This window comes from Enterobacter sp. MGH 4 (genome assembly GCF_000534735.1).
GTDB lineage: Bacteria > Pseudomonadota > Gammaproteobacteria > Enterobacterales > Enterobacteriaceae > Enterobacter > Enterobacter intestinihominis.
Genome location: NZ_KI973297.1, coordinates 67,896 through 91,136, shown reverse-complemented (window position 1 = coordinate 91,136; position 23,241 = coordinate 67,896). Strand labels below are relative to the sequence as shown.

The 23,241-nt window shown below is 56.2% G+C and carries 20 protein-coding genes; 11 read left to right on the top strand and 9 right to left on the bottom strand.

The features are described 5' to 3' along the window. Positions 1-2: 2 nt before the first annotated feature. From feoA to greB, 3 genes are all read right to left on the bottom strand, one after another. Positions 3-230 carry a ferrous iron transporter A gene (feoA, locus tag L350_RS02430; protein WP_022649633.1) on the bottom strand — a complete coding sequence of 76 codons (228 nt, stop codon included), beginning with the start codon at positions 228-230 and terminating at the stop codon, positions 3-5. 336 nt (positions 231-566) lie between these two features. Next, the gene (locus L350_RS02435; protein WP_032626893.1) at positions 567-2,897 is read right to left on the bottom strand and encodes a Tex family protein; all 2,331 of its coding nucleotides are present in this window, start codon (positions 2,895-2,897) and stop codon (positions 567-569) included. Positions 2,898-2,984: 87 nt separating this feature from the next. After that, positions 2,985-3,458: a transcription elongation factor GreB gene (greB, locus tag L350_RS02440; protein ID WP_022649631.1), complete on the bottom strand. Its 474-nt coding sequence runs from the start codon at positions 3,456-3,458 to the stop codon at positions 2,985-2,987. 228 nt (positions 3,459-3,686) lie between these two features. Between greB and ompR the strand changes: the two genes are divergently transcribed. Beyond that, positions 3,687-4,406: an osmolarity response regulator transcription factor OmpR gene (ompR, locus tag L350_RS02445; protein WP_001157751.1), complete on the top strand. Its 720-nt coding sequence runs from the start codon at positions 3,687-3,689 to the stop codon at positions 4,404-4,406. After that, the gene (gene envZ / locus L350_RS02450) at positions 4,403-5,749 is read left to right on the top strand and encodes a two-component system sensor histidine kinase EnvZ (protein WP_003861615.1); all 1,347 of its coding nucleotides are present in this window, start codon (positions 4,403-4,405) and stop codon (positions 5,747-5,749) included. Before ompR ends, envZ begins: the two co-directional genes overlap by 4 nt. A gap of 530 nt (positions 5,750-6,279) precedes the next feature. On the opposite strand, the gene pckA is transcribed toward envZ, so the two are convergent. After that, positions 6,280-7,896 carry a phosphoenolpyruvate carboxykinase (ATP) gene (gene pckA, locus L350_RS02455; protein WP_032626808.1) on the bottom strand — a complete coding sequence of 539 codons (1,617 nt, stop codon included), beginning with the start codon at positions 7,894-7,896 and terminating at the stop codon, positions 6,280-6,282. A 376-nt stretch (positions 7,897-8,272) separates the two neighbouring features. Between pckA and L350_RS02460 the strand changes: the two genes are divergently transcribed. Further along, positions 8,273-10,030, top strand: a complete 1,758-nt coding sequence (locus L350_RS02460; protein WP_032626805.1) for a DUF4153 domain-containing protein — start codon at positions 8,273-8,275, stop codon at positions 10,028-10,030. Positions 10,031-10,152: 122 nt separating this feature from the next. Here L350_RS02460 and hslO read toward each other — a convergent pair whose 3' ends face one another. The 4 genes from hslO to L350_RS02480 form a co-directional block, all read right to left on the bottom strand. Further along, a complete protein-coding gene (hslO, locus tag L350_RS02465) occupies positions 10,153-11,031 on the bottom strand; it encodes an Hsp33 family molecular chaperone HslO (protein ID WP_032626892.1) in 879 nt (292 codons plus the stop codon). A gap of 24 nt (positions 11,032-11,055) precedes the next feature. Further along, on the bottom strand, positions 11,056-11,457 hold the full coding sequence (hslR, locus tag L350_RS02470) for a ribosome-associated heat shock protein Hsp15 (RefSeq protein ID WP_003861618.1): 402 nt from the start codon (positions 11,455-11,457) through the stop codon (positions 11,056-11,058). Continuing rightward, positions 11,454-12,137 (bottom strand): GMP/IMP nucleotidase, encoded by a 684-nt coding sequence (gene yrfG / locus L350_RS02475; protein WP_003861619.1) that lies wholly within the window; start codon positions 12,135-12,137, stop codon positions 11,454-11,456. The genes hslR and yrfG overlap by 4 nt, the downstream gene beginning before the upstream one ends. A 64-nt stretch (positions 12,138-12,201) precedes the next feature. Next, complete coding sequence (locus L350_RS02480; RefSeq protein WP_023298780.1) at positions 12,202-14,340, bottom strand: intracellular growth attenuator family protein; 2,139 nt, start codon at positions 14,338-14,340, stop codon at positions 12,202-12,204. Positions 14,341-14,667: 327 nt separating this feature from the next. Between L350_RS02480 and nudE the strand changes: the two genes are divergently transcribed. Then, positions 14,668-15,228, top strand: coding sequence for an ADP compounds hydrolase NudE (gene nudE / locus L350_RS02485; RefSeq protein WP_003861622.1), 561 nt, complete (start codon positions 14,668-14,670; stop codon positions 15,226-15,228). Positions 15,229-15,321: 93 nt separating this feature from the next. On the opposite strand, the gene mrcA is transcribed toward nudE, so the two are convergent. Continuing rightward, on the bottom strand, positions 15,322-17,874 hold the full coding sequence (gene mrcA, locus L350_RS02490) for a peptidoglycan glycosyltransferase/peptidoglycan DD-transpeptidase MrcA (RefSeq protein WP_032626802.1): 2,553 nt from the start codon (positions 17,872-17,874) through the stop codon (positions 15,322-15,324). 120 nt (positions 17,875-17,994) lie between these two features. Here mrcA and pilM point away from each other — a divergent pair, with 120 nt between their 5' ends. The 7 genes from pilM (at position 17,995) to aroB (ending at position 23,216) form a co-directional block, all read left to right on the top strand. Then, positions 17,995-18,768 (top strand): type IV pilus biogenesis protein PilM, encoded by a 774-nt coding sequence (pilM, locus tag L350_RS02495; protein ID WP_032626799.1) that lies wholly within the window; start codon positions 17,995-17,997, stop codon positions 18,766-18,768. Continuing rightward, positions 18,768-19,262 (top strand): PilN domain-containing protein, encoded by a 495-nt coding sequence (locus tag L350_RS02500; RefSeq protein ID WP_023298777.1) that lies wholly within the window; start codon positions 18,768-18,770, stop codon positions 19,260-19,262. Before pilM ends, L350_RS02500 begins: the two co-directional genes overlap by 1 nt. Positions 19,263-19,265: 3 nt before the next feature. Then, complete coding sequence (locus L350_RS02505; protein WP_032626791.1) at positions 19,266-19,718, top strand: HofO family protein; 453 nt, start codon at positions 19,266-19,268, stop codon at positions 19,716-19,718. Continuing rightward, on the top strand, positions 19,708-20,112 hold the full coding sequence (locus L350_RS0122675) for a HofP DNA utilization family protein (protein WP_032621951.1): 405 nt from the start codon (positions 19,708-19,710) through the stop codon (positions 20,110-20,112). Before L350_RS02505 ends, L350_RS0122675 begins: the two co-directional genes overlap by 11 nt. Beyond that, positions 20,024-21,262 (top strand): DNA uptake porin HofQ, encoded by a 1,239-nt coding sequence (hofQ, locus tag L350_RS02510; protein ID WP_023298775.1) that lies wholly within the window; start codon positions 20,024-20,026, stop codon positions 21,260-21,262. The genes L350_RS0122675 and hofQ overlap by 89 nt, the downstream gene beginning before the upstream one ends. Before the next feature lie 286 nt (positions 21,263-21,548). Next, entirely contained in the window at positions 21,549-22,070 is a 522-nt protein-coding gene (aroK, locus tag L350_RS02520; protein WP_003861630.1) for a shikimate kinase AroK, read from the top strand. Between the two features lie 57 nt (positions 22,071-22,127). Beyond that, positions 22,128-23,216, top strand: a complete 1,089-nt coding sequence (gene aroB, locus L350_RS02525) for a 3-dehydroquinate synthase (RefSeq protein ID WP_032626789.1) — start codon at positions 22,128-22,130, stop codon at positions 23,214-23,216. The last annotated feature ends 25 nt before the right edge of the window (positions 23,217-23,241 follow it).

The following is a 23,241-nucleotide window of genomic DNA, read 5'->3' as shown; positions in this document are numbered from 1 at the left end:
TGTTAACGGGATAAAGATTCAACTTCAATTAATGCGAGGTCTTTTTTACGCAGAACCAGATTAACGCGTCGGGTTTCGATATGAACAGGATCGCCCAACGGCGCCACGCGCACCACCTGGAATGATGAGCCGGGTAGCATGCCCAGTGACAGTAGCTTCTGCCGATAGGCCGGGCTTATCTCACGGGTAAAACCGATAATTTTCCACGCACTTTCTGGAGTGAATTGCATAGCGCCTGATTCCACGAGAGGTTAAATAATCAACACTGCGATGATAATGAGAATAGTTTTTATCAGCAATAATAAAAATGTGACGGGATGTTGTTAATCGTATTAATTTGCGGTCTGCTTGACCTTGCTCAATATTTGCGGGAATACCCGGGAAGGAATAAAAAGCGTATTTGTTAATGGAGTGATAAATAGCGGTTTAAATATGGATATGCAATCGGTTTCATATTTTACGATATAATTTTTCCCCTCACCCCGGCCCTCTCCCCAAAGGGGCGAGGGTGTTCAAGTTCCCTCTCCCCTTTGGGGAGAGGGTTAGGGTGAGGGGCATTTACAGGATTAGCGTATCTTACCCATCGCCGCTGCCAGAGCATCCATCATCGCGCTGTTGCCTGCTGGCAGTGCGTCACGTCCGCGTGGCTTCGCGGCTTTCGCTGCCGGACGCTGCTGTTCACGGCCACCGCCATTACCGCCACGGCGCGCGTTAGTGTCGCCCGGCTGCTCGTCCAGACGCATGGTCAGGGCGATACGCTTACGCTGAAGATCCACTTCCAGCACTTTCACCTTCACGATGTCGCCCGCTTTGACCACGGTGTGCGGATCTTCAACGAACTTGTCGGCGAGGGAAGAGATATGCACCAGACCGTCCTGATGCACGCCGATATCCACAAACGCGCCAAAGTTGGTGACGTTGGTTACCGCCCCTTCCAGCACCATGCCCGGCAGCAGATCGTTCATGGTTTCCACGCCGTCAGCAAAGGTCGCGGTTTTAAACTCAGGACGCGGATCGCGGCCCGGTTTTTCCAGCTCTTTGATGATGTCAGTGACCGTCGGCACGCCGAACTGTTCGTCGGTAAAATCCACCGCTTTCAGGTTACGCAGCGCGCTGCTGTCGCCCATCAGGTCTTTCAGCGCCTGCTGGGTGGCGGCCAGGATACGCTCGACAACCGGATAGGCTTCCGGGTGAACGGTAGAGGCATCCAGCGGGTTATCGCCGTGGTTGATGCGCAGGAAGCCCGCGCACTGCTCAAAAGCTTTCGGCCCCAGACGGCTCACCTTCAGCAGCTGCTGGCGGTTCTGGAACTGACCGTTCTCATCACGCCAGGCGACGATATTCTGCGCCATCATACGGGTCAGGCCTGCTACGCGGGTCAGCAGCGGAACGGAAGCGGTGTTCAGGTCCACGCCGACGGCGTTAACGCAGTCTTCCACCACCGCATCCAGCTTGCGCGCCAGCTGCGTCTGGCTCACGTCGTGCTGATACTGGCCCACGCCGATGGATTTCGGGTCAATTTTCACCAGCTCCGCCAACGGATCCTGCAAACGACGGGCGATAGAGACCGCACCGCGCAAGGAAACGTCCAGTTCCGGGAACTCCTGCGCTGCCAGCTCAGAGGCGGAATAGACAGATGCCCCCGCTTCGCTGACGATCACTTTCTGCGCCGTCACTTTCGGGAACTGCTTCTGCACGTCGAGATAGAAACGTTCGGTTTCGCGGGACGCCGTACCGTTACCGATGGCAACCAGCTCAACGTTGTACTTCTCGCACAGCGCGGCGACCACGACAGCCGCTTTCGCTGCCTGACCGGTGTGCGGGTAAATGGTGTCGGTGGCAACCAGCTTGCCGGTGCCGTCAACCACGGCCACCTTCACGCCGGTGCGCAGACCCGGATCGAGACCCATGGTGGCGCGCAGGCCAGCCGGCGCAGCCATCAGCAGGTCGTGCAGGTTACGGGCGAAGACGTTGATCGCTTCGTCTTCGGCGCGCTCGCGCACGGTGCCCATCAGCTCGGTTTCGAGGTGCATGAGCACCTTGATGCGCCAGGTCCAGCTCACCACGCCTTTGCGCCAGCTGTCCGCCGGGGCGTTGTTCAGGCGCAGACCGAGGTGATCCATAATGATCTGCTCACAGTGGCTCTCTTTAGGCGGCTCGTCAAACTGCGGATCGGCATTCAGGGAGAGTTGCAGCACGCCTTCGTTACGACCGCGGAACATCGCCAGCGCGCGGTGAGACGGCGCGGTAGAAATGGGTTCGTGGTGATCGAAGTAGTCGCGGAATTTCGCGCCTTCGTCCTCTTTGCCGGACACCACGGTGGAGACGATATGGGCGTTCTTCCACAGGTAATCACGCACTTTGGCCAGCAGTGCCGCGTCTTCGGCGAAGCGCTCCATCAGAATGTAGCGAGCGCCGTCCAGCGCGGCTTTGGTGTCCGCTACGCCTTTTTCGGCGTCGATAAATCTGGCGGCTTCGGTTTCCGGATCGTGAGACGGCTCGTTCCACAGCAGGTCGGCCAGCGGCTCAAGGCCGGCTTCGATCGCAATCTGCCCGCGCGTGCGGCGCTTCGGTTTGTACGGTAGATAGAGATCTTCAAGTTCGGTTTTGCTCAGGGTACCGTTAATGGCTTTTTCCAGGTCACTGGTCAGCTTGCCCTGCTCGCCGATAGATTTGAGGATCGCCTGACGTCGGTCTTCCAGCTCGCGCAGATAGCCCAGACGGGTCTCAAGGTTACGCAGCTGCGTGTCATCCAGACCGCCGGTGACTTCCTTACGATAACGTGCAATAAACGGCACGGTGTTCCCTTCATCAAGCAGACGAACGGCAGCTTCTACCTGTTCGGCTCTGGCCTGAATATCACCCGCAATAATGCGGCAGAGCGACTCTTTCATCATGGTCAGTTCATCTTGTGGATCGAAAATCAGGGGGATAGTTATACGGGCTGACACCAAAAAATGCCAGCCGGGGAGGGCGCTCTCGGACTATTTAACATACTCGATTTCGTTGACGTACCAGCTTGCTTCACCCGCGGGCGTCTGGACAACGGCTAAATCGCCCACCTCTTTTTTCAGCAGGGCGCGGGCCATGGGTGAATCGATAGAAATGTAATCCTTACGACCGAAAATTTCATCATAGCCAACGATACGAAAACGCAGGGTGTCGCCGTTGTCGTTTTCAATTTCGACCCACGCGCCGAAAAACACTTTACCTTCCTGCTGCGGGGAGTAATCGACAATTTTGAGATTCTCGAGGCACTTCGTCAGGTAGCGTACCCGGCGATCGATTTCGCGCAGTCGCTTTTTATTGTACTGATAGTCCGCATTCTCGCTGCGGTCGCCCAGACTTGCGGCCCAGGTGACTTTTTTGGTCACTTCCGGACGCTCTTCGCGCCACAGGTAATCCATCTCTTTTTTGAGTTTCTCGTACCCTTCGCGGGTGATCAGAGGCGTTTTCATGGTGCTGCCTTTAATGCCGGTTAACTGTCTTTGCGCACAATACGTAGCGCACAGTGTAACAGACAAGATTAATAATGATTTATGTGATGAAATGAACAGATAAGCTGCTGTTAAATATGCTTTGTAACAATTTCGTCTAGAATTTATACCAGAATTTGCTGGTCGAACCCGTGCACTTTTTTAGAATACGCTGTTCCAGGCTTATCCGAACCTTTGGGAGTACACACAATGCAAGAGAACTACAAAATTCTGGTCGTAGATGACGACATGCGCCTGCGTGCGCTGCTGGAACGTTATCTGACCGAGCAGGGCTTCCAGGTTCGTAGCGTCGCGAACGCGGAACAGATGGATCGTCTGCTGACGCGTGAATCCTTCCACCTGATGGTGTTGGACCTGATGCTGCCTGGCGAAGATGGGCTCTCTATTTGCCGTCGTCTGCGTAGCCAGAGCAACCCGATGCCAATCATCATGGTGACGGCGAAGGGTGAAGAAGTTGACCGTATCGTCGGCCTTGAGATTGGCGCTGATGACTACATTCCTAAGCCGTTCAACCCGCGTGAACTGCTGGCGCGTATTCGCGCCGTGCTGCGTCGTCAGGCGAACGAGCTGCCGGGCGCGCCGTCTCAGGAAGAGGCCGTCATTGCATTCGGTAAGTTCAAGCTGAACCTCGGCACCCGTGAAATGTTCCGTGAAGATGAGCCAATGCCGCTCACCAGCGGCGAGTTTGCGGTACTGAAAGCGCTGGTCAGCCACCCGCGTGAACCGCTTTCACGTGACAAGCTGATGAACCTGGCGCGCGGCCGTGAATACTCCGCAATGGAACGTTCTATCGACGTGCAGATCTCTCGTCTGCGCCGCATGGTGGAAGAAGATCCGGCGCATCCTCGTTATATTCAGACCGTGTGGGGTCTGGGCTACGTGTTTGTCCCGGACGGCTCTAAAGCATGAGGCGAATGCGCTTCTCGCCGCGAAGTTCGTTTGCCCGCACGCTGTTATTGATCGTCACCCTGCTGTTTGTCAGCCTGGTGACGACCTACCTGGTGGTGCTGAACTTTGCGATCCTGCCGAGCCTTCAGCAGTTTAATAAGGTGCTGGCATACGAAGTGCGTATGCTGATGACCGACAAACTGCAACTGGAGGACGGCACGCAGTTGGTTGTCCCCCCGGCGTTCCGTCGGGAAATCTACCGTGAGTTGGGCATTTCTCTCTACTCGAACGAAGCGGCGGAAGATGCCGGCCTGCGCTGGGCGCAGCACTATGAATTCCTTAGCCAGCAGATGGCGCAGCAGCTTGGCGGCCCGACGGAAGTGCGCGTTGAGGTCAATAAAAGCTCGCCGGTTGTCTGGCTGAAAACCTGGCTGTCACCCAACATCTGGGTGCGTGTTCCGCTCACCGAGATTCATCAGGGCGACTTCTCACCGCTGTTCCGATACACCCTGGCGATCATGCTGCTGGCTATCGGCGGCGCATGGCTGTTTATTCGTATCCAGAACCGACCGCTGGTCGACCTGGAGCATGCGGCATTGCAGGTTGGTAAAGGTATTATCCCACCGCCGCTGCGCGAGTATGGCGCATCGGAAGTGCGCTCGGTAACGCGTGCTTTTAACCACATGGCGGCAGGCGTTAAACAGCTGGCTGACGACCGTACGCTGCTGATGGCGGGGGTTAGCCATGACCTTCGTACCCCGCTGACACGTATCCGCCTGGCAACAGAGATGATGGGCGAGCAGGATGGTTATCTTGCAGAGTCCATCAACAAGGATATCGAAGAGTGTAACGCCATCATCGAGCAGTTTATCGACTACCTGCGTACCGGGCAGGAGATGCCGATGGAGATGGCGGATCTGAACGCGGTTCTGGGCGAAGTTGTTGCCGCCGAAAGCGGTTATGAACGTGAAATTGCGACCGACCTTCAGGCGGGCGAGATTCAGGTACGTATGCACCCGCTCTCCATCAAACGCGCGGTGGCGAATATGGTGGTCAACGCGGCGCGCTACGGCAACGGTTGGATCAAAGTCAGCAGCGGTACGGAACTCAACCGCGCCTGGTTCCAGGTGGAAGACGATGGCCCGGGCATCAAGCCTGAGCAGCGTAAGCACCTGTTCCAGCCGTTTGTGCGCGGCGACAGCGCGCGCAGCACCAGCGGAACCGGCTTAGGCCTGGCGATTGTGCAGCGTATTGTTGATAACCATAACGGACTGCTGGAAATTGGCACCAGCGAACGGGGTGGTTTGAGCATTCGCGCATGGTTACCGGTGCCGGTTTTACGGGGGCAGGTGAAAGAGAGTTAAAAAAGGGGGGGCCTGATGCCCTCACCCCGGCCCTCTCCCACGGGGCTGAGGGTTCCCCAGTAATTTTTTTATGCAGAAGCAATAAAGTTGCTTTCTAAATGACTGAGGGCTGTCAGCGATGCCCTGGTCCGGCTGTAAATCGCTGAGGCGTTTGCCTTCCGGCCGGGGCGAGGCGCAGGGATGCGCCGAGAGGGCGGCTTTACAGGGACGTTGCCTCCGCCCGTACCCGATAAGCCGGAAGGAATAAGCCGAGGGCACCGCGAAGCGGCGATTTACCGCCGGGAGCCCGGGTCGCCAGGGTGGTGGCGACTGAGCCACCCTGGCACGTTCACCGGTCATGTCGTTACAGAGTAGCAAGGAACATAAAGTGAACGGAATGACCACCACCGCCGTATGTTCCCCTCACCCTAACCCTCTCCCCGGAGGGGCGAGGGGATTGCTCAGTGCTCGCATTAATTTGTGGGGAACCCTCAGCCCACGGGGAGAGGGAGAAAACATTAAAAAAGGCAACTTTCGTTGCCTTTTTGCTTTTACCTTGGTCCCGCACTCACCAGCGCAGCACCCGCCGGGGTGTCGGTATACTTCTCGAAGTTTTCGATAAACAGTTTCGCCAGCGATTCTGCCTTCTCGCGCCACTGTTCCGGTGAACCATAGGTGTTGCGCGGATCGAGGATACGCGTATCCACGCCCGGCAGCTCGGTTGGGATCGCCAGATTGAACATCGGCAGCGTAAAGGTCTCGGCGTTATCCAATGAACCATCCAGAATCGCGTCGATGATGGCGCGGGTATCTTTGATGGAGATACGTTTGCCCGTCCCGTTCCAGCCGGTGTTCACCAGGTATGCCTGTGCGCCGGATGCCTGCATGCGTTTCACCAGCACTTCCGCATACTGCGTTGGGTGTAGCGACAGGAACGCTGCGCCGAAGCAGGCGGAGAAGGTTGGGGTTGGCTCGGTCACACCGCGCTCGGTACCCGCCAGTTTAGCGGTAAAGCCGGAGAGGAAATGGTACTGAGTCTGGCTGGCGGTCAGGCGGGAAACTGGTGGCAACACGCCGAACGCATCCGCGGTCAGGAAAATCACCTTCGTGGCATGACCCGCCTTCGACACCGGCTTCACGATGTTCTCGATGTGGTAGATCGGGTAAGAGACACGGGTATTCTCTGTTTTGGACGCATCGTCGAAGTCGACAGAGCCATCGGCACGCACGGTGACGTTTTCCAGCAGCGCATCGCGGCGAATCGCGTGATAGATATCCGGCTCTGCCTCTTCCGACAGGCGAATGGTCTTCGCGTAGCAGCCGCCTTCAAAGTTAAACACGCCGTCATCATCCCAGCCGTGTTCATCGTCGCCAATCAGACGACGTTTTGGATCGGTGGACAGCGTTGTTTTACCGGTGCCGGAAAGGCCGAAGAACACCGCCACGTCACCTTTTTCACCGACGTTCGCCGAGCAGTGCATGGAGGCGATACCGCGCAGCGGCAGCAGGTAGTTCATGACCGAGAACATCCCTTTCTTCATTTCGCCGCCGTACCAGGTACCGCCGATCAGCTGGATACGCTCGGTCAGGTTGAAGGCGATGAAGTTTTCGGAGTTCAGACCCTGCTCTTTCCACTGCGGGTTGGTGCATTTCGCGCCGTTCATCACGATAAAGTCAGGGGTGAAGTTTTGCAGTTCTTCATCGGTCGGACGAATGAACATGTTCTTCACGAAATGCGCCTGCCAGGCCACTTCAGTGATAAACCGAACGGAGAGACGGGTGTCGGCGTTAGCGCCGCAGAAAGCATCGACGATGAACAGACGCTTGCCGGAAAGCTGATGGGTGACGAGCCCTTTCAGATGCTGCCAGGTTTCAGGAGAGAGCGGTTTGTTATCGTTCTTCCCTTTGCCTTTATCGGCCCACCACAGCGTATCGCGGGTGGTATCATCTCGGACGATGTATTTATCTTTCGGCGAACGGCCGGTAAAAATACCGGTATCGACGGCGATAGCACCAAGATTCGTCAACACACCTCGCTCGTATCCTTCCAGTGCCGGATTGAGCTCTTCCTGATACAGCGTATCGTAATCGGGGTTGTAGACCACTTCCTGGACGTCGTGAATACCATAAGCCTTGAGATCTTGCGGGGTTAAACCATTAACACGCATATCACTGCTCCTTAGCCAATATGTACTGCCTGAAATTGTAGGGTTTTTCTGGGGATGTTAACCGCGACGGGGCTCATAGATTTACGTATCTGGTCAAAACCCTTACTAACGGAAAACGCTGCGACTCCAGTCACAGGGCGGGCAGATTATCGCAGGAATCGCTTTTTGGTTGGGGAAAATGTTCTTAAAAGGTTAATCTCTGGTGAATTTATCCAGAAGAATGTGAATGTAATCGCATACATGAAAGAAAATTACGTAAGAGTTACATTGGGAAAACGATTCAGGTCTCTTGGGTCAGCTATTTTCAGAGTTTGAGGTGGGGGCCAGAGTTTTGCCTTGATGAGACAATAGATTTTTCATGAACAAGGGATGAGAAATGGAAAACCGTGAGACGTTATCTCCTTCAACGCGCGTAGCCGTCGTGCTGGCGGGGGCTCTACAGGGCGTAATTTGCTATGTAATTACGTGGTATATCGAGTACGCAAAATTGCCATCGGATACGCTGTGGCTGATGTGTGTAGTACCTGCCACCGTGGTAATGACAACCACGTTGTCTCTTGCCATGACGTCATTCAGAAAGCCATTTTTGTGGCTGTCACTCGGGATGATCGGCGCGGCAGTCGCGGGTATGGGCGGCTGGCTTAAGTGGAGCGTTGCAGGACTCGAAAGCTGGAATCTCAGAGATGAGATTCCAGCTTTCGGCTTTCATCTGCTGCTGATGACGCTGTTCGTGTTGCCATGGCTTCAGCGGCGTCTGGATCCCGTCCCGACTACCTCGTTCTACAGCGACTTTTATCAACGAAACTGGCATAACGCGCTGACGCTGCTCATTATTTTTGTTTCGAATGGTCTCTTTTGGCTGGTGCTTTTCCTCTGGGCCGAGCTTTTCGAACTTATCGGCATCGGCTTTTTTGATCGGCTTTTCTTTCATTCTGACGGATTTATTTCAGTGGCGATTGGCGTGGTTTCAGCCAGTGCGGCCGTGCTCACGCGCATGCAGGTAAGGTTAATCCTTGCCCTGCAAAATCTGCTGACCCTCATCGCCACCGGTCTGCTTCCCCTGATGGCGGCGCTGGCGCTGCTCTTTATTGGCGCGTTGCCTTTTGTCGGCTTTGAATCCATTTCAGCCAGAATATCCGCCGCGGGCTTGCTGACCACCTTAGCGCTGCTGCTGTTATTCCTGGTGACGATAGTGTGGCATCCACAGCGTCAAACGCTGCCTTACTATGCCCCGCTGCGAGGGATGATTCGCCTTGCTGTGGCTATCGTACCCGCGTATCCGGTTCTGGCGGGGTGGGCGCTGTGGCTACGCATTTCGCAATACGGCTGGTCACCCGACCGTCTGTACGGGGTATTGATAACCATCGTGGCGCTGGTCTGGGCGGTCGGTTTTTGCGCCAGCGTTCTGATTCAGCGCCGTGAGCCGCAGAAGATCCATGCGTACGTCATCCCGACGACCGGGCTGCTTTCCCTCATCTTCCTGGCGTTGATCCATACCCCCGTGCTGGATCCGTGGCGAATAAGCGTTGCAAGCCATATGGCCCGCTATCAGGACGGCAGAATAACTGCGGATCAAGTCAGCCTGTATATGCTCAGTAACGCTGGCCGAAAGGGGCGGGAGGCGATGCTCACGCTGCAAAACGATCCGCAGTTTATCTCTAACCCAAAACGGCAGCGTGAAATAAATGGTCTTCTCTCCAGGAACGCTGGCGGAGCAGGTAAGATGACCGCCGCGATGCTGGAAAAACAGGTCCAGCTCGCACCGGGAATGGCTCGTCCTGATAAGGCATTGTGGCAAGCCATGCTCAGCAATCAGTATCGCTTTGAGAGCTGCGATAGCGCCCAGAGTAACTGTTTACTCATGCCGCTGGATCTTAACGGCGACGGCAAGCCTGAAGCCGTGCTATTTCAATTTACCGATCGCACGATCGTGGCTTACACACAAACCAACACGGGCTGGAGGATCGCCGGGGACGCGTGGAAAATGCCGGAGGCATTGACCAGAGAAGAACTTGACCGCGCATTAAGGCAGAGGAAAGTGAAATCTGTCGTGAAGCCCTGGGCGGATATTGAGATTTTTGGGGAGCGTGTCGATATGAGCTACGACAGTTACAATAATGCGCAGCGGCGTTAGTGCTCTTTCTTGCCGGGTGGCGCTACGCTTACCCGGCCTACAATTAGCAATCATATCAAAAAATTGCACAATTCATTGTAGGCCCGTGCAAGCGTAGCGCCGCCGGGCAACAGGCTCAGAGCTTAGTGAACCTGCGGATCCGCCGGAGAGGCGTTATTGCGGATCTCCGCGATATCCATCGAATTGAACACGTAGTGCGTACCGCAGTAGTCACAGTGCATATCGATTTCACCGTCTTCCGCCATGATGCTGTCGATCTCTTCATCCGGCAGCGTTTTCAGGGCGCCAGCACAACGCTCGCGGGAGCAGGTGCACTTAAATTCCACCGCCTGCGGATCGTAAACCGTCACTTCTTCTTCGTGGTAGAGACGCCACAGCACGTCGGTCGCCGACAGGGTGAACAGCTCTTCCGCTTTGATGGTTTCCGTCAGCGTTGCCAGATGTTCGAAATCATTGATCTGCGCATCCTGCGCAGGCAGAACCTGAAGCAGCATACCGCCGGCAGCAGGCTGACCATCCACTTCACCGGTGCGGATGAACAGACGGGTTGGCAGCTGTTCGGAACGCATGAAGTAATCTTCCAGGCAGGCGGCAAGCGTATCGCCTTCCAGACCGACAACGCCCTGATAGCGCTCACCTTCTTCAGGCGAGATCGTGATAACCAGGTAGCCATTTCCGACCAGCGTTTTCAGATCCGCATTTTCAGGGATATCGCCCTGAACGCGCGCCACGCCGCGCATCTGCTGCTGGTTATTGCCGTTGATCACCGCCAGCGACATTGGGCCATCGCCCTGCAACTGGACGGTAATATCGCCAGCGAACTTCAGCGTGGCGGTCAGCAGGCTGGTGGCAACCAGCAGTTCGCCCAACAGGGTTTTTACTGGCAGCGGGTAGTTGTGGTTTTCCAGAATCTGTTTCCAGGTTTCGGATACGGTGACCAGCTCGCCGCGCACGGCGAATTGTTCAAACAGATAGCGGTGTAATTGGTCGTGTTGGGCCATTTTCATCTCTCATGCAGGTGAGGGTTACTCGCTCTCACCGTGTTTAAATTTCATCAGATCGCGGCGCTCTTTTTTATCCGGTCGCCGGTCCGGGTGAGGCATCGTCAGCGCGTTCATTTTGCGCGCCAGCGCGGTTTTCTCGCGCTTCTCTATGCTTTCGGCCGTCTCTTCATACAGCAAAACGGCTTCTGTTGCGGGCCGCCGCTGTTCGGTAATGGCTTTCACCACCACCGTTTTCTCATCGTTGCCCTGGCGAAGCGTTAACGTGGCATTCAGTTCAACCAGCTTGCTCGGTTTGCTGCGCTGACCGTTGTAATGCACCTTTCCGCCGTCAACCATTTCTCGGGCAAGGGCGCGCGTTTTGTAAAAACGGGCGGCCCACAGCCATTTATCCAGTCTTACCCCATCAGAGGGTTTTTCTTTCATGGCGTCTCCTTTACGGTGAGTGAGGGGATCATCCGGCGATAGTCGTTCAGCCCCGGATGTCGCAGATAGCTTTTTTCAGCCAGGCCGGAATCAGGATTGGTCACGCCCAGACAATAGCGAATGCCAAATGCGGCCGCAGAATCCAGAATCGGCTCGCTGTCGTCAATGAACAGCGTGCGTTCCGGCTGTAAACCGGTCTCTTCCACCACGGCATGCCACAACCGCTGATCCTCTTTCGGATAACCAAATGTGTGGGTGGAAAGCAATAAATCAAGGTGCGAAGCAAGACCGGTATGTTCCAGCTTCACGGCCAGGTTATGGGGATGCGCATTTGTCAGCAAAATACGGCGCTTACCGCAGGCTTTCAGCGCGTCCAGGAACGGGACCGTATCTTCGCGCAGAACGGCGCGTGCGCCCTGGGCGGTGGTCATGGCGCAAATATCCAGACCGAGTCGCTCGCTCCAGTAGTCAAGACAGTACCAGTTTAGCGTATGCTGCACCGCGCTATATTGCGAACGAATGAATTCCTGCGCTTCCGCCGGGGAGATCCCCTGCTGTTCACCGTACGTTTCCGGAACCAGCTTTTGCCAGAAATAGTTATCAAAGGCGAGATCAAGCAGCGTGCCGTCCATATCAAGCAGGACGGTATCGACCGCCTGCCAGTCGATATTAAGATGCATAAGGGGGAACTCCAGCCAGAAGAAACGTGCGCGACAGGGTAGCACAACTTGTCGCGCAGAGACGTTATCCGATCAGGCTCTCAGAAGAGGAGATCAGTTTCGGGTTTAGGCAATTTTCGTAGTAGGCCTGGATTTCTGCCAGTCGCGTGCGGGAGCGCTGATAGCGGCGTACGGCCTGATAACCGTTCCAGATAATACACGCCAGCATCGCAATCAGCAGCAGGGATGTCCCTACATAGCGCCACAGGCCAGCGCTATCCGGCATACGGTGCAGGCCAATATGACGCGTGCCGTTGGCATCGGTAAAGAGGGTGGTGACGATCCCTTCCGCGCTGAATGGCGTCTGCATCAGCATCTGCGCCAGACGCTGGAATTCGCTCCACTGCTCCTGGGCAGGATAGTCATACAGCGAAACCTGCGGATAGGGTTGATCCACCAGGTCGCTGCCTTCATCGCTGGCAATCACAAAACCACCCGGCGCCGGGCTGTTAAGCGCCTGGGCGGCACGGGTGGTTTCACGCATCACGAAGGGGGCGGTAGAGGTCGCCACCAGGTTATCCAGCGACTCGGCGCTGACCGGACGCAGAAGCACATTTACACCATCGAGGCGTCCCGCTTCGGCGCGTTTCACCAGCGCGTCCCAGTCTTTGCTGTTGCCGAGGTTGACCAGCGCGTTCTTCAGCCGGATACAGTCATCCTGAGCTGAGCAGAGATCTTCTGTTTTCAGGACGATTTCGCCAAAGTCATCCAGCAGCACCATGCCGGACTTCTGAATGGCCGAACGCAGGGCAGGGCTGACGCGAGAATCATCATCCGGTTTTGGATGGAGCTGGCGATTAATCGTCTGGGTGAGCGCGGTGGCCTTATTGACCACATCCGATTCCGGAAGCGGCAGCGGAGAGGCGTCATTCCAGATGATCTGAGAGCAGTCGAACGGCGCGAACGGCGAGTTCTGGCGCGTGTTCCAGGCGCCCGGTGAGTGGATATTACACATCCCGGTGCCTTTCAGCCGCAACGTATCCCCCACGCGTACACCCGCTTCTTCGAGCTGCTGTACGCTGGTGGCTTCCACGGTTTGCGCCCCTTTGATCCATGACAGGGTAAATTTAATCGGCATATCCAGCGGCACGAAAAGCAGCAGCATGAGGAAGATTAACGCGGCGCCACCGGCAATCACCGCGCTGCGAAGCCAGTGCTGAAGCGGGAAGTTTTTTACTTCGTCGTGCAGGGATAAGTAACGTCCCTGGCGTACAACGTGGCGGTCGAGATAGATATCAATATCCGTTTTGTGGCCCAGGTCCTGCGCAATCCACGGCTGCCAGTGGCGCGGATAGATGAGATCGATGATCCCGAGCGAGATATTGTTGATATGTTCCTGATCGTTTTCGCCGAACAGTCCCCAGCGTTTTGGGGTTCCGCGCAGGCAGTGAATTTCGCGTAATGACGTTTTTGCCGGCGGGGCAAATATGCCCCACAGCCCGGCGGCCAGAAGCAGTACTGCGCCACCCGCGAGCCATGGAACAAACACGTCCGGCGTCAGCAGGCAGATAAAAAAGAGCAGGAACGAGACGACAATCAGCACCGCTTCGCGAATACCATCCGGGCGGCTCAGGACGTACTCTTCATGCGTTTCCTGGCGGATGTTGAGCAGTTCAATCTGCTCTGTCTCTTCACCACGAATAGAGGCCTGCGTTCCGCTCGCGCGTTCCAGCGCAAAGCGTGGCGCTTCCTGAACATATTCGCTCAGAGTATGACCATTAAGGGAGATAACCAGCGGCAGCGTATCGGTATGGATGAGCTCGACGCTGTTTTCGTCGTTGATATACTGCTCCCAGAAGGGAGGCAGGTGCACTTCAACAGAGTCGAGATAGTAACGCCATTTGTTGGGATCGTCGGTTGTGATGCCGTAGCGGGTAATAGAGCGCGTTACGCACAAAACGGTGTCGCTTTGTGCGTTAAGGTTGAGCGATACGGGGGCGGCGCTGGCGCCGGTAGGGCCAGGCGAAAGCCGGGATCGGTTCAGCGTGTCGAGATACTGCTCAACGGTGCTACGTTCCTCTGGCGAAAGCTTGCGCGTGTTTGCCCCGGCAAACGCGTTCAAAAAGGGCAGCCGATAACGGCGATGTACGCGGCGCCTGAATACCCACACCGCAATCGACGCGCAGGCCAGCACAGCAGCGAGAAAAATCAAAATGGTGCTCATGCTTTCCCCATCTTACTTATCTTCTTACAGGTGTTGTCAGTCGCACCTTTTGTACAATGAATGAGATTCTGTGGTCGGCTATCGGCAAGTATGGAGTCTAACTTGAGCATGTTGACGCGCATCCCAGTGACCGGTAATGATAACAAAGCCTGTTCCGGCGCGATATCAGCAAATTCCTGGAAACTTTTCAACCTCTTGACATTTGTTTTGAAATGAGAATTGCCTACAGTTACGTTGCATAAATGTAAATAAAGAGCAATTGACATTGCCGAAACCGTGCGGCGTATCGCACAATAAAGCCAGTTCACCCAGCAAAGACCCGTCAAGATGACCAAACCCTTACAAAAGCCCACCATTCTGAATGTTGAAACCGTCGCAAAATCGCGTCTGTTTAATGTTGAAAGCGTGGATCTGGAGTTCAGCAACGGTGTGCGTCGTGTTTATGAGCGTATGCGCCCCTCCTCGCGTGAAGCGGTGATGATAGTGCCTATCGTCGACGAGCACCTGATCCTCATTCGTGAATACGCCGTGGGCACAGAATCCTACGAGCTGGGCTTCTCCAAAGGACTGATCGATCCGGGCGAAACGGTGTTTGAAGCGGCAAACCGGGAGCTGAAAGAAGAGGTCGGCTTTGGCGCGAAAGAGCTGACGTTCCTGAAAAAGCTGAGCATGGCGCCGTCCTATTTCTCCAGCAAAATGAACATTGTTGTCGCGGAAGATCTCTATCCTGAATCGCTGGAAGGAGACGAGCCGGAACCGCTGCCGCAGGTTCGCTGGCCGCTGGCTCATCTGATGGATTTGCTGGAAGATCCTGACTTTAACGAGGCACGCAACGTGAGCGCACTGTTCCTGGTGCGGGAGTGGCTGAAGGGGCAGGGGCGTTTGTAGCGCCACCATTAAAAACGGCAACCGAAGGTTGCCGTTTTGCATTACGCTGTAGGCCGGGTCAGGCGTCGCCACCGCCCGGCTTTTTTGTTGGCGTCAGAACAGTTCGTGCGTTTCGCCGTTATCAATGATTTCGGTACCCACCTCATGCACCGCCTGCGTGGTTGGCTGCGTACCCTCGATGAAATACTCGGCACGGCTGTTGCCGCCATTCGCGAGCTGTCCGGTGCTGCGGTCAATATTGATCGTGACAATGCCCGGCGGAGGCGTTAGCGGCTGCTCCGGCACGCCCTCGAGAGCGGCCTTCATGTAAGCATCCCAGGCCGGTTGCGCACTCTTAGCCCCACCCTCGTAACCGGAAATCTGATCTTTAATTGCGCCAGAAGCGGTTGTGCGTCCAAGAGTGCGGCGGTGATCGTCAAAACCAATCCAGACCGAGGTGACAACGCCCGGGCCATAACCTGAGAACCAGGCATCTTTTGAGCTGTTGGTTGTGCCTGTTTTGCCGCCGATATCGCGGCGCTGCAAATCGCGGCCCGCTCGCCAGCCGGTGCCTTGCCAGCCCGGTTCGCCAAAGATGTTGGTGTTCAGCGCGCTCTTAATCAGGAACGACAGCGGCGTGCTGATCACGTGCGGAGCATACTCCTGCGCGCCACTCTGGGCGACCAGCGCCTGATTGGCCTGTTCCAGCTGAGGTTGCGGCACCGCCAGATTCTGACGTTCCTGAGAGATGGCAACATCTTCCATATCCTTGTTTTCAAGGACATTGGATTTTGGCGTGTCGCCGTAAATCACCGGAATATCGCATTCAGGGCAGGCAATTTTCGGCTTCGCTTCAAACAGTACGCCGCCCTGCTCGTTCTCGATTTTGCTGATGAAATACGGATCGACCAGGAAGCCGCCGTTTGCCATTACCGAGTAGCCACGTGCGACCTGGAGCGGCGTGAAGGACGCGGAGCCGAGCGCCAAAGATTCGGTATGAACGATGTTTTGCGCCGGGAAGCCGAAGCGTTGCAGATACTCTGCCGCATAATCAACGCCCATCGCACGCATCGCGCGAACCATGACCACGTTCTTCGACTGGCCAAGGCCCTGACGCAGACGGATAGGGCCAGCGTATTGCGCCGGAGAGTTCTTCGGCTGCCAGTCAGAGCCCGCACCGGCATCCCATCGGGAAATTGGCACGTCGTTGAGAATGCTGGCGAGCGTTAGCCCCTTGTCCATCGCCGCGGTATACAGGAACGGTTTGATGTTCGAACCGACCTGACGCAGCGCCTGGGTTGCGCGGTTAAATTTGCTCTGGTTGAAATCGAACCCGCCAACCAGCGCCATCACGGCACCGTTCTGCGGATTGATGGAGACCAGGGCAGAGTTGACGTCCGGCACCTGTGCCAGCCACCAGGCATCGCCTACCTGACGCACCCAGATTTGTTGTCCGGTTTGTACCACATCCGTCACTTTACGTGGAGTAGGCCCCTGAAGGGTGTCAGAACGGTACGGACGCGCCCAGCGGATACCCTCCATACGCAGCGAAACGGATGTACCATCGGCCATCATCGCCACCGCTTCCTGCGGATCGGCCTGGGTGACCACAGCCGGACGCAGCGGGCCATAGGTCGGCAGCGCTTTCAGGGAATCAGTGATTTTTTTGCTGTCCCATGCGCCTTCGCCCACTCTCCACAGCACGTTGGACGGGCCGCGATAGCCGTGACGCATATCGTAATCCATCACGTTATTACGCACCGCCTGCTGGGCAGCCTGCTGCACCTTGCGGGTCACGGTGGTGTAAACGCGATAGCCGTCTTCATATGCTTTGTCGCCGTAGCGGCGCACCATCTCCTGGCGAACCATTTCCGTCAGATACGGCGATGAGAAAGCAATTTCCGGTGCATGGTAATTGGCATCAATCACATCGCTGCGTGCCCGATCGTACTCATCCTGGCTGATGTAGCCTTCGCTCAACATACGCGATAGCACAACGTTACGGCGCGCGGTGGCGCGGTCCAGCGAGTAGAGCGGGTTAAACGTTGATGGTGCTTTTGGCAGGCCGGCAATGGTCGCCATTTCGCTCAGCGTGAGCTGATCGATCGACTTACCGAAATAGACCTGAGCCGCAGCCCCTACGCCATAGGCGCGGTAGCCCAGATAGATCTTGTTGAGGTAAAGCTCAAGGATCTCGTCTTTGCTCAGCAGTTGCTCAATGCGGATCGCGAGGAACACTTCTTTGATCTTACGTATCAGCGTCTTTTCCGGGCTGAGGAAGAAGTTACGCGCCAGCTGCTGGGTAATGGTACTTGCCCCCTGAGAGGCATGACCGGAGAACAGCGCCACGCTTGCCGCACGGAAAATACCGACCGGATCGACACCGTGGTGCTCGTAAAAACGGCTGTCCTCGGTGGCGATAAAAGCCTTCACCATCACGGGTGGAATTTGATTTAAGGTCAGTGGGATACGACGTTTCTCGCCGTATTGCGCCATCAGTTCACCATCGGCGCTATAGACCTGCATAGGGATCTGAAGCCGCACATCACGAAGTGTGGCGACATCAGGGAGTTGCGGCTCGACATATTTGTACAAACCAATAATCGAGCCTGCTCCCAGCAGAATGCAACAGACTGCAAGGATCAATAAATACTTTACGAACTTCACCGGAGATTTCCCATTTGGTTTAGCCTGGGCAGTTTCTAAACAATCGCGCGGTAGTATAAAGGCAAGCCTGATTCATTGATATAGCCGTCACTCCGACGGGCGATAAGGAGATCGTGAAGTATGGCTTTTAAAACGTGGCAAACAGGCGTTCATATTCAACAGGATAAGGTGATTGCCGTGGCGCTGACCAGAGAGCGGGCCGGCTGGCGTTTACGGCGCTGGTGGGCGGTACCGCTGTCGGACGGGGTTATGGGTGAAGGCAAAATACTTAAGCCAGAACAACTGGTTAACGCATTACGTGGCTGGCGGAAAACATTGCCGCACTCGCATCGGGTATTTCTCTCATTTCCGGCAACGCGCGTTCTGCAACGCGCGTTGCCCCGTCCATCCGTTAACTTGCGTGACAGCGAACAGCTCACCTGGGTAGGCGCCGCATTAGCGCGTGAGCTGGAGATGCCTCCCGATACGCTCTGCTTTGACTACGCGCAGGATACGTTCAGCAACACTTTTCAGGTTACCGCCGCGCAAAACAGAGAGGTCGATACCCTGTTGTCGCTGGCGAAAGCGCTGCGTTTGCGCCTGGCCGCAATCGTCCCGGATGCCGGCGCGCTGGCTAATCTTCTCTCTGCTGTTGCCCCCGTCCGGTGCGTAGCCTGGAGGGATAAAGACCAGTGGCTGTGGGCGATGCGTCACCAGTGGGGGCGGCGCTACACCACAGAAGCGGCGACGGTGAATGAGCTGGCGGCGTTGCTTGCGCTTTCTCCTTCTGATATCGCCGTGTTTGATGCTGCCCGCGATCCGTGGGAAGCGGTGACGCTGTGTCAGCCGCCGTTGCCAGAATGTGGTGCTGATTACACCGTCGCCCTGGCGCTGGCCATGAGCGAGGCGCCGTAATGAGCATGCCCAATCTTTTACCCTGGCGTCGGCAGCAACGTAATCAGCGCCTGCGTTTTTGGGGGCTGCTGTTTACCGCCTCATTGTTGGTGATGCTGGCGGGAGGCGTCAGCCTTCGGGCGACGCAGACTCTCGCGTCACAGGCGTTGCAGAGCGATCTGGCGGGAACGCGTGCGGTGCAGAAGGTATTGAAAGCCCGTCAGCCGCAGTCTGCGGGGGTGGAAACCCCTTCGCAGCCGCCTGAGACGGTGGCATGGCAACCCGCGCTTGAATCCCTTGCCAGTGCAATGCCCCGGCAGGCGTGGCTGACGGCGCTGCGTTATCAGCCACCCTCGCTGATCCTGACGGGCTATACCACCTCACTCCCGACGCTCTCCGCCATGACCGATGCGCTGAAAAGGGTGACGGGGTTTAACCCCGGACCGGCAGGCGAATTGCAACAGGATAGCCAGGGGCGATGGATGTTCTCTTTTCAACTGCATAGCCGGAGGTAGCCAGTGGGCATCTGGTATCAACGCTGGACATATGCACGTCCTTCCCGGCGCGTCCTTTGCTGGTTGATCGCGTCGGGGATCGTTGCGTTTGCGATTTGGGGAGCGCTGCTCAGACCCGCTGCTCTGTGCTACGCCGATATTCAGGCGCAGGCCAGCAGTGCGAAGCGAATCAACGCCTCGCTGTGGCCAAAGGCCGGGCGGCGACCTGTGGTTACGCAAGTGAAGCCGGTGCAGCCCTTTTCTCCGCTGGCATTTCAGCGTGAGGACGCAAGGCTGGTGTACTGGAAACCGCAGCAGAGTGGGGGAGAGCTGGCGCTGGATGCCTTGTGGGGCGCAGTTCCGGCGCTCTTTTCCCGGCTGGCGCTTGAGAACGTGCGGGTGAGCGCGTTTTCCATCACCCCACAGGGAAAACAGCTACGCCTTAGCCTGCAACTGGAGATCGGTCATGCGCAGTAAAACCCGTTTGCTGATCCTGCTTTCTCCGCTTTTCCTGACCGGGATGCGGGATCCCTTCTCCGTGCCGGAAGAGCGTTGCGCAGCAGGGCAACTCAGCCAGTGGCGGTATCAGGGAGTCGTCAGCGGCAGCAGGGATATCGGCCTTATGCAGGACGGGCAGAACCGCTGGCACCGGGTAAAAACGCAGATGCGGTTACCGCCAGGCTGGCGGGTGAGTGCGATAGATACACAACAACTGACCGTTGATGTCGGCGAGATGTGCGAGCCGAAGCGATGGACATGGCAGCGAGAAGGAACGAAAAAGAGTGAAGATATGGATAGGGCTGTTACTGGCGGCACTCAGCCAGCCCCTGTGGGCCGCGACGCCAAAACCGGTCACCCTGCTGGTGGATGATGTCCCGGTGGTGCAGGTATTACAGGCGATGGTAGCGCAGGAGGATCGCAATCTGGTGGTGTCGCCGGATGTCAGCGGTTCGCTTTCGCTGAATCTAACGCGGGTGCCCTGGAGGCAGGCGCTTCAGACGGTAGTGAACAGTGCCGGGCTGGTATTGCGGGAAGAGGGCGGCATTTTTTATGTGCATACGGCGGCCTGGCAGCGGGAGCAACAGACGCGTAAAGCGCAGGAGCGGGCCCAGCGTCTGCTCGACGCTCCGCTGCTCTCTCACAGCATTCCGTTTGCTTATGCGGATGCGGCCGAATTGCAAAAAGCGGCGGAAAAGCTCTTAAGCCCGAAAGGCAGTCTCTCCGTCGACAAGCGCACCAACCGTCTCCTGGTCAGGGATAACAAGTCGGTGGTGGATATGCTCCAGCGCTGGGCAGCGCAGATGGATCTGCCCGTCGAGCAGGTAGAACTGGCGGCGCAGATTGTGACCATTAGTGAAAAAAGCCTGCGTGAACTGGGGGTGAAATGGAACCTCGCTGACGCAACGGAGGCCGGTAAGGTGGGTCAGGTCACGACGTTGGGCGCTGACCTGTCGGTGGCCAGTGCAACCACACACGTTGGGTTTAATATCGGGCGCATCAACGGCAGGATGCTGGATCTTGAGTTGTCGGCGCTTGAGCAAAAGCAGCAGGTGGATATCATCGCCAGCCCGCGGCTACTGGCGTCGCACATGCAGCCGGCCAGCATCAAGCAGGGCAGCGAAATCCCGTATCAGGTTTCCAGCGGCGAAAGCGGGGCGACCTCCGTTGAGTTTAAAGAGGCGGTATTAGGCATGGAGGTCACGCCGGTGGTGCTTCCGGGCGGCCGCGTTCGTCTGAAGCTGCATATCAGTGAAAATATGCCTGGCCAGGTGCTGCAACAGGCGGACGGCGAAACGCTGGCGATTGATAAGCAGGAGATCGAAACGCAGGTAGAGGTAAAAAGTGGGGAAACGCTCGCGCTGGGCGGGATCTTTTCGCAAAAGAATAAAACCGGACGCGACAGCGTGCCCGTGCTGGGCAACATTCCGTGGCTGGGTCAGTTGTTCCGCCATGACGGAAAAGATAACGAACGGCGCGAGTTAGTGGTGTTTATCACGCCACGTCTGGTCAGTATTCATTAATGGGTAACGATCCCCGCAATGATTTTGCATTCAGTTTGTTGCAGATGTTTGACGTGGGGCATGAATTAGCATACAAGGAGTACCGATTTGAGTTGGACTTACGTCTTATTTCCTTATGCGCCGGGAACGGTGATTTAATCAGTTGCCAAACAAGCCGGAGTATTGAGATAATTTTTCGTCTGACTCTCGCTCTATTGCAAATGAGGTTTCAGTTCATGTCCTGCTACGCCGGGTGTCTGCGCAGCGGGGATTACCATTAACGAATAGTCTTAGTAGTACCGAAAAAATGGCAGAGAAACGCAATATCTTTCTGGTTGGGCCTATGGGTGCCGGCAAAAGCACTATTGGGCGTCAGTTAGCTCAACAACTCAATATGGAATTTTACGATTCTGATCAAGAGATTGAGAAACGAACCGGAGCGGATGTGGGCTGGGTCTTCGACGTAGAAGGCGAAGAAGGTTTCCGTGACCGAGAAGAAAAAGTGATCAACGAACTCACGGAAAAACAGGGCATTGTGCTGGCAACAGGCGGCGGCTCTGTAAAATCTCGCGAAACCCGCAACCGTCTCTCCGCCCGTGGCGTAGTGGTCTATCTTGAGACGACCATCGAAAAACAGCTGGCACGCACGCAGCGTGATAAAAAGCGCCCGTTGTTGCAGGTTGAAACACCGCCACGTGAAGTTCTGGAAGCTTTGGCCGATGAACGCAATCCTCTGTACGAAGAGATTGCTGATGTGACCATTCGTACTGACGATCAAAGCGCTAAAGTGGTTGCAAACCAGATTATTCATATGCTGGAAAGCAACTGATTCTGGCTTTATATACACTCGCCTGCGGGTAAAAGCATTTAAGGTGGATGTCGCGTCATGGAGAGGATTACAGTTACTCTCGGGGAACGTAGTTACCCTATCACCATCGCGGCTGGTTTGTTTAACGATCCAGCTTCCTTCTTACCACTGAAAGCGGGTGATCAGGCGATGCTGGTCACCAACGAGACGCTGGCTCCGCTTTATCTCGACCGTGTACGCCACCTGCTTGAGCAGGCGGGCGTGAAGGTCGACAGTGTGATTCTGCCCGATGGCGAGCAGTACAAAAGCCTGACGGTACTGGATACCGTCTTTACCGCACTTCTGCAAAAACCGCACGGTCGTGATACAACACTGCTTGCCCTGGGCGGCGGCGTTGTGGGCGATCTGACCGGTTTTGCAGCCGCCAGCTACCAGCGCGGTGTGCGCTTTATTCAAATTCCAACCACGTTGCTCTCACAGGTCGATTCTTCCGTGGGCGGTAAAACGGCGGTTAACCATCCGCTCGGCAAAAACATGATTGGCGCGTTCTACCAGCCTGCATCGGTGGTGGTGGATCTCGACTGTCTGCAAACCTTGCCAGCGCGCGAACTGGCGTCCGGCCTTGCAGAAGTGATCAAATACGGCATTATTCTTGACGGTGAGTTCTTCACCTGGCTGGAAGATAATATGGATGCGCTGCTGCGCCTCGATGGGCAGGCAATGGCCTACTGTATTCGCCGGTGCTGTGAGCTGAAAGCAGAAGTCGTTGCCGCAGATGAGCGTGAAACCGGCTTACGTGCTTTACTGAATCTGGGGCATACGTTTGGTCATGCGATCGAAGCCGAAATGGGCTACGGTAACTGGCTTCACGGTGAAGCTGTCGCTGCCGGAATGGTCATGGCGGCCCGTGCCTCTGAACGTCTGGGGCAGTTCAGGCCGGAAGAGACAGCACGTATCATCACGTTGCTTAAACGTGCTGGCTTGCCGGTGAATGGTCCGCAGGAAATGTCTGCGCAAGCGTACCTTCCCCACATGATGCGCGATAAAAAAGTATTGGCAGGTGAGATGCGTCTGGTACTCCCGCTTGCAATAGGGAAAAGTGAAGTGCGCGGCGGAGTGCCGCACGAAGTCGTACTTGGCGCTATTGCTGATTGTCAGCAGGCGTAACAACTAGAAAGGTCAGGCTGCTGTA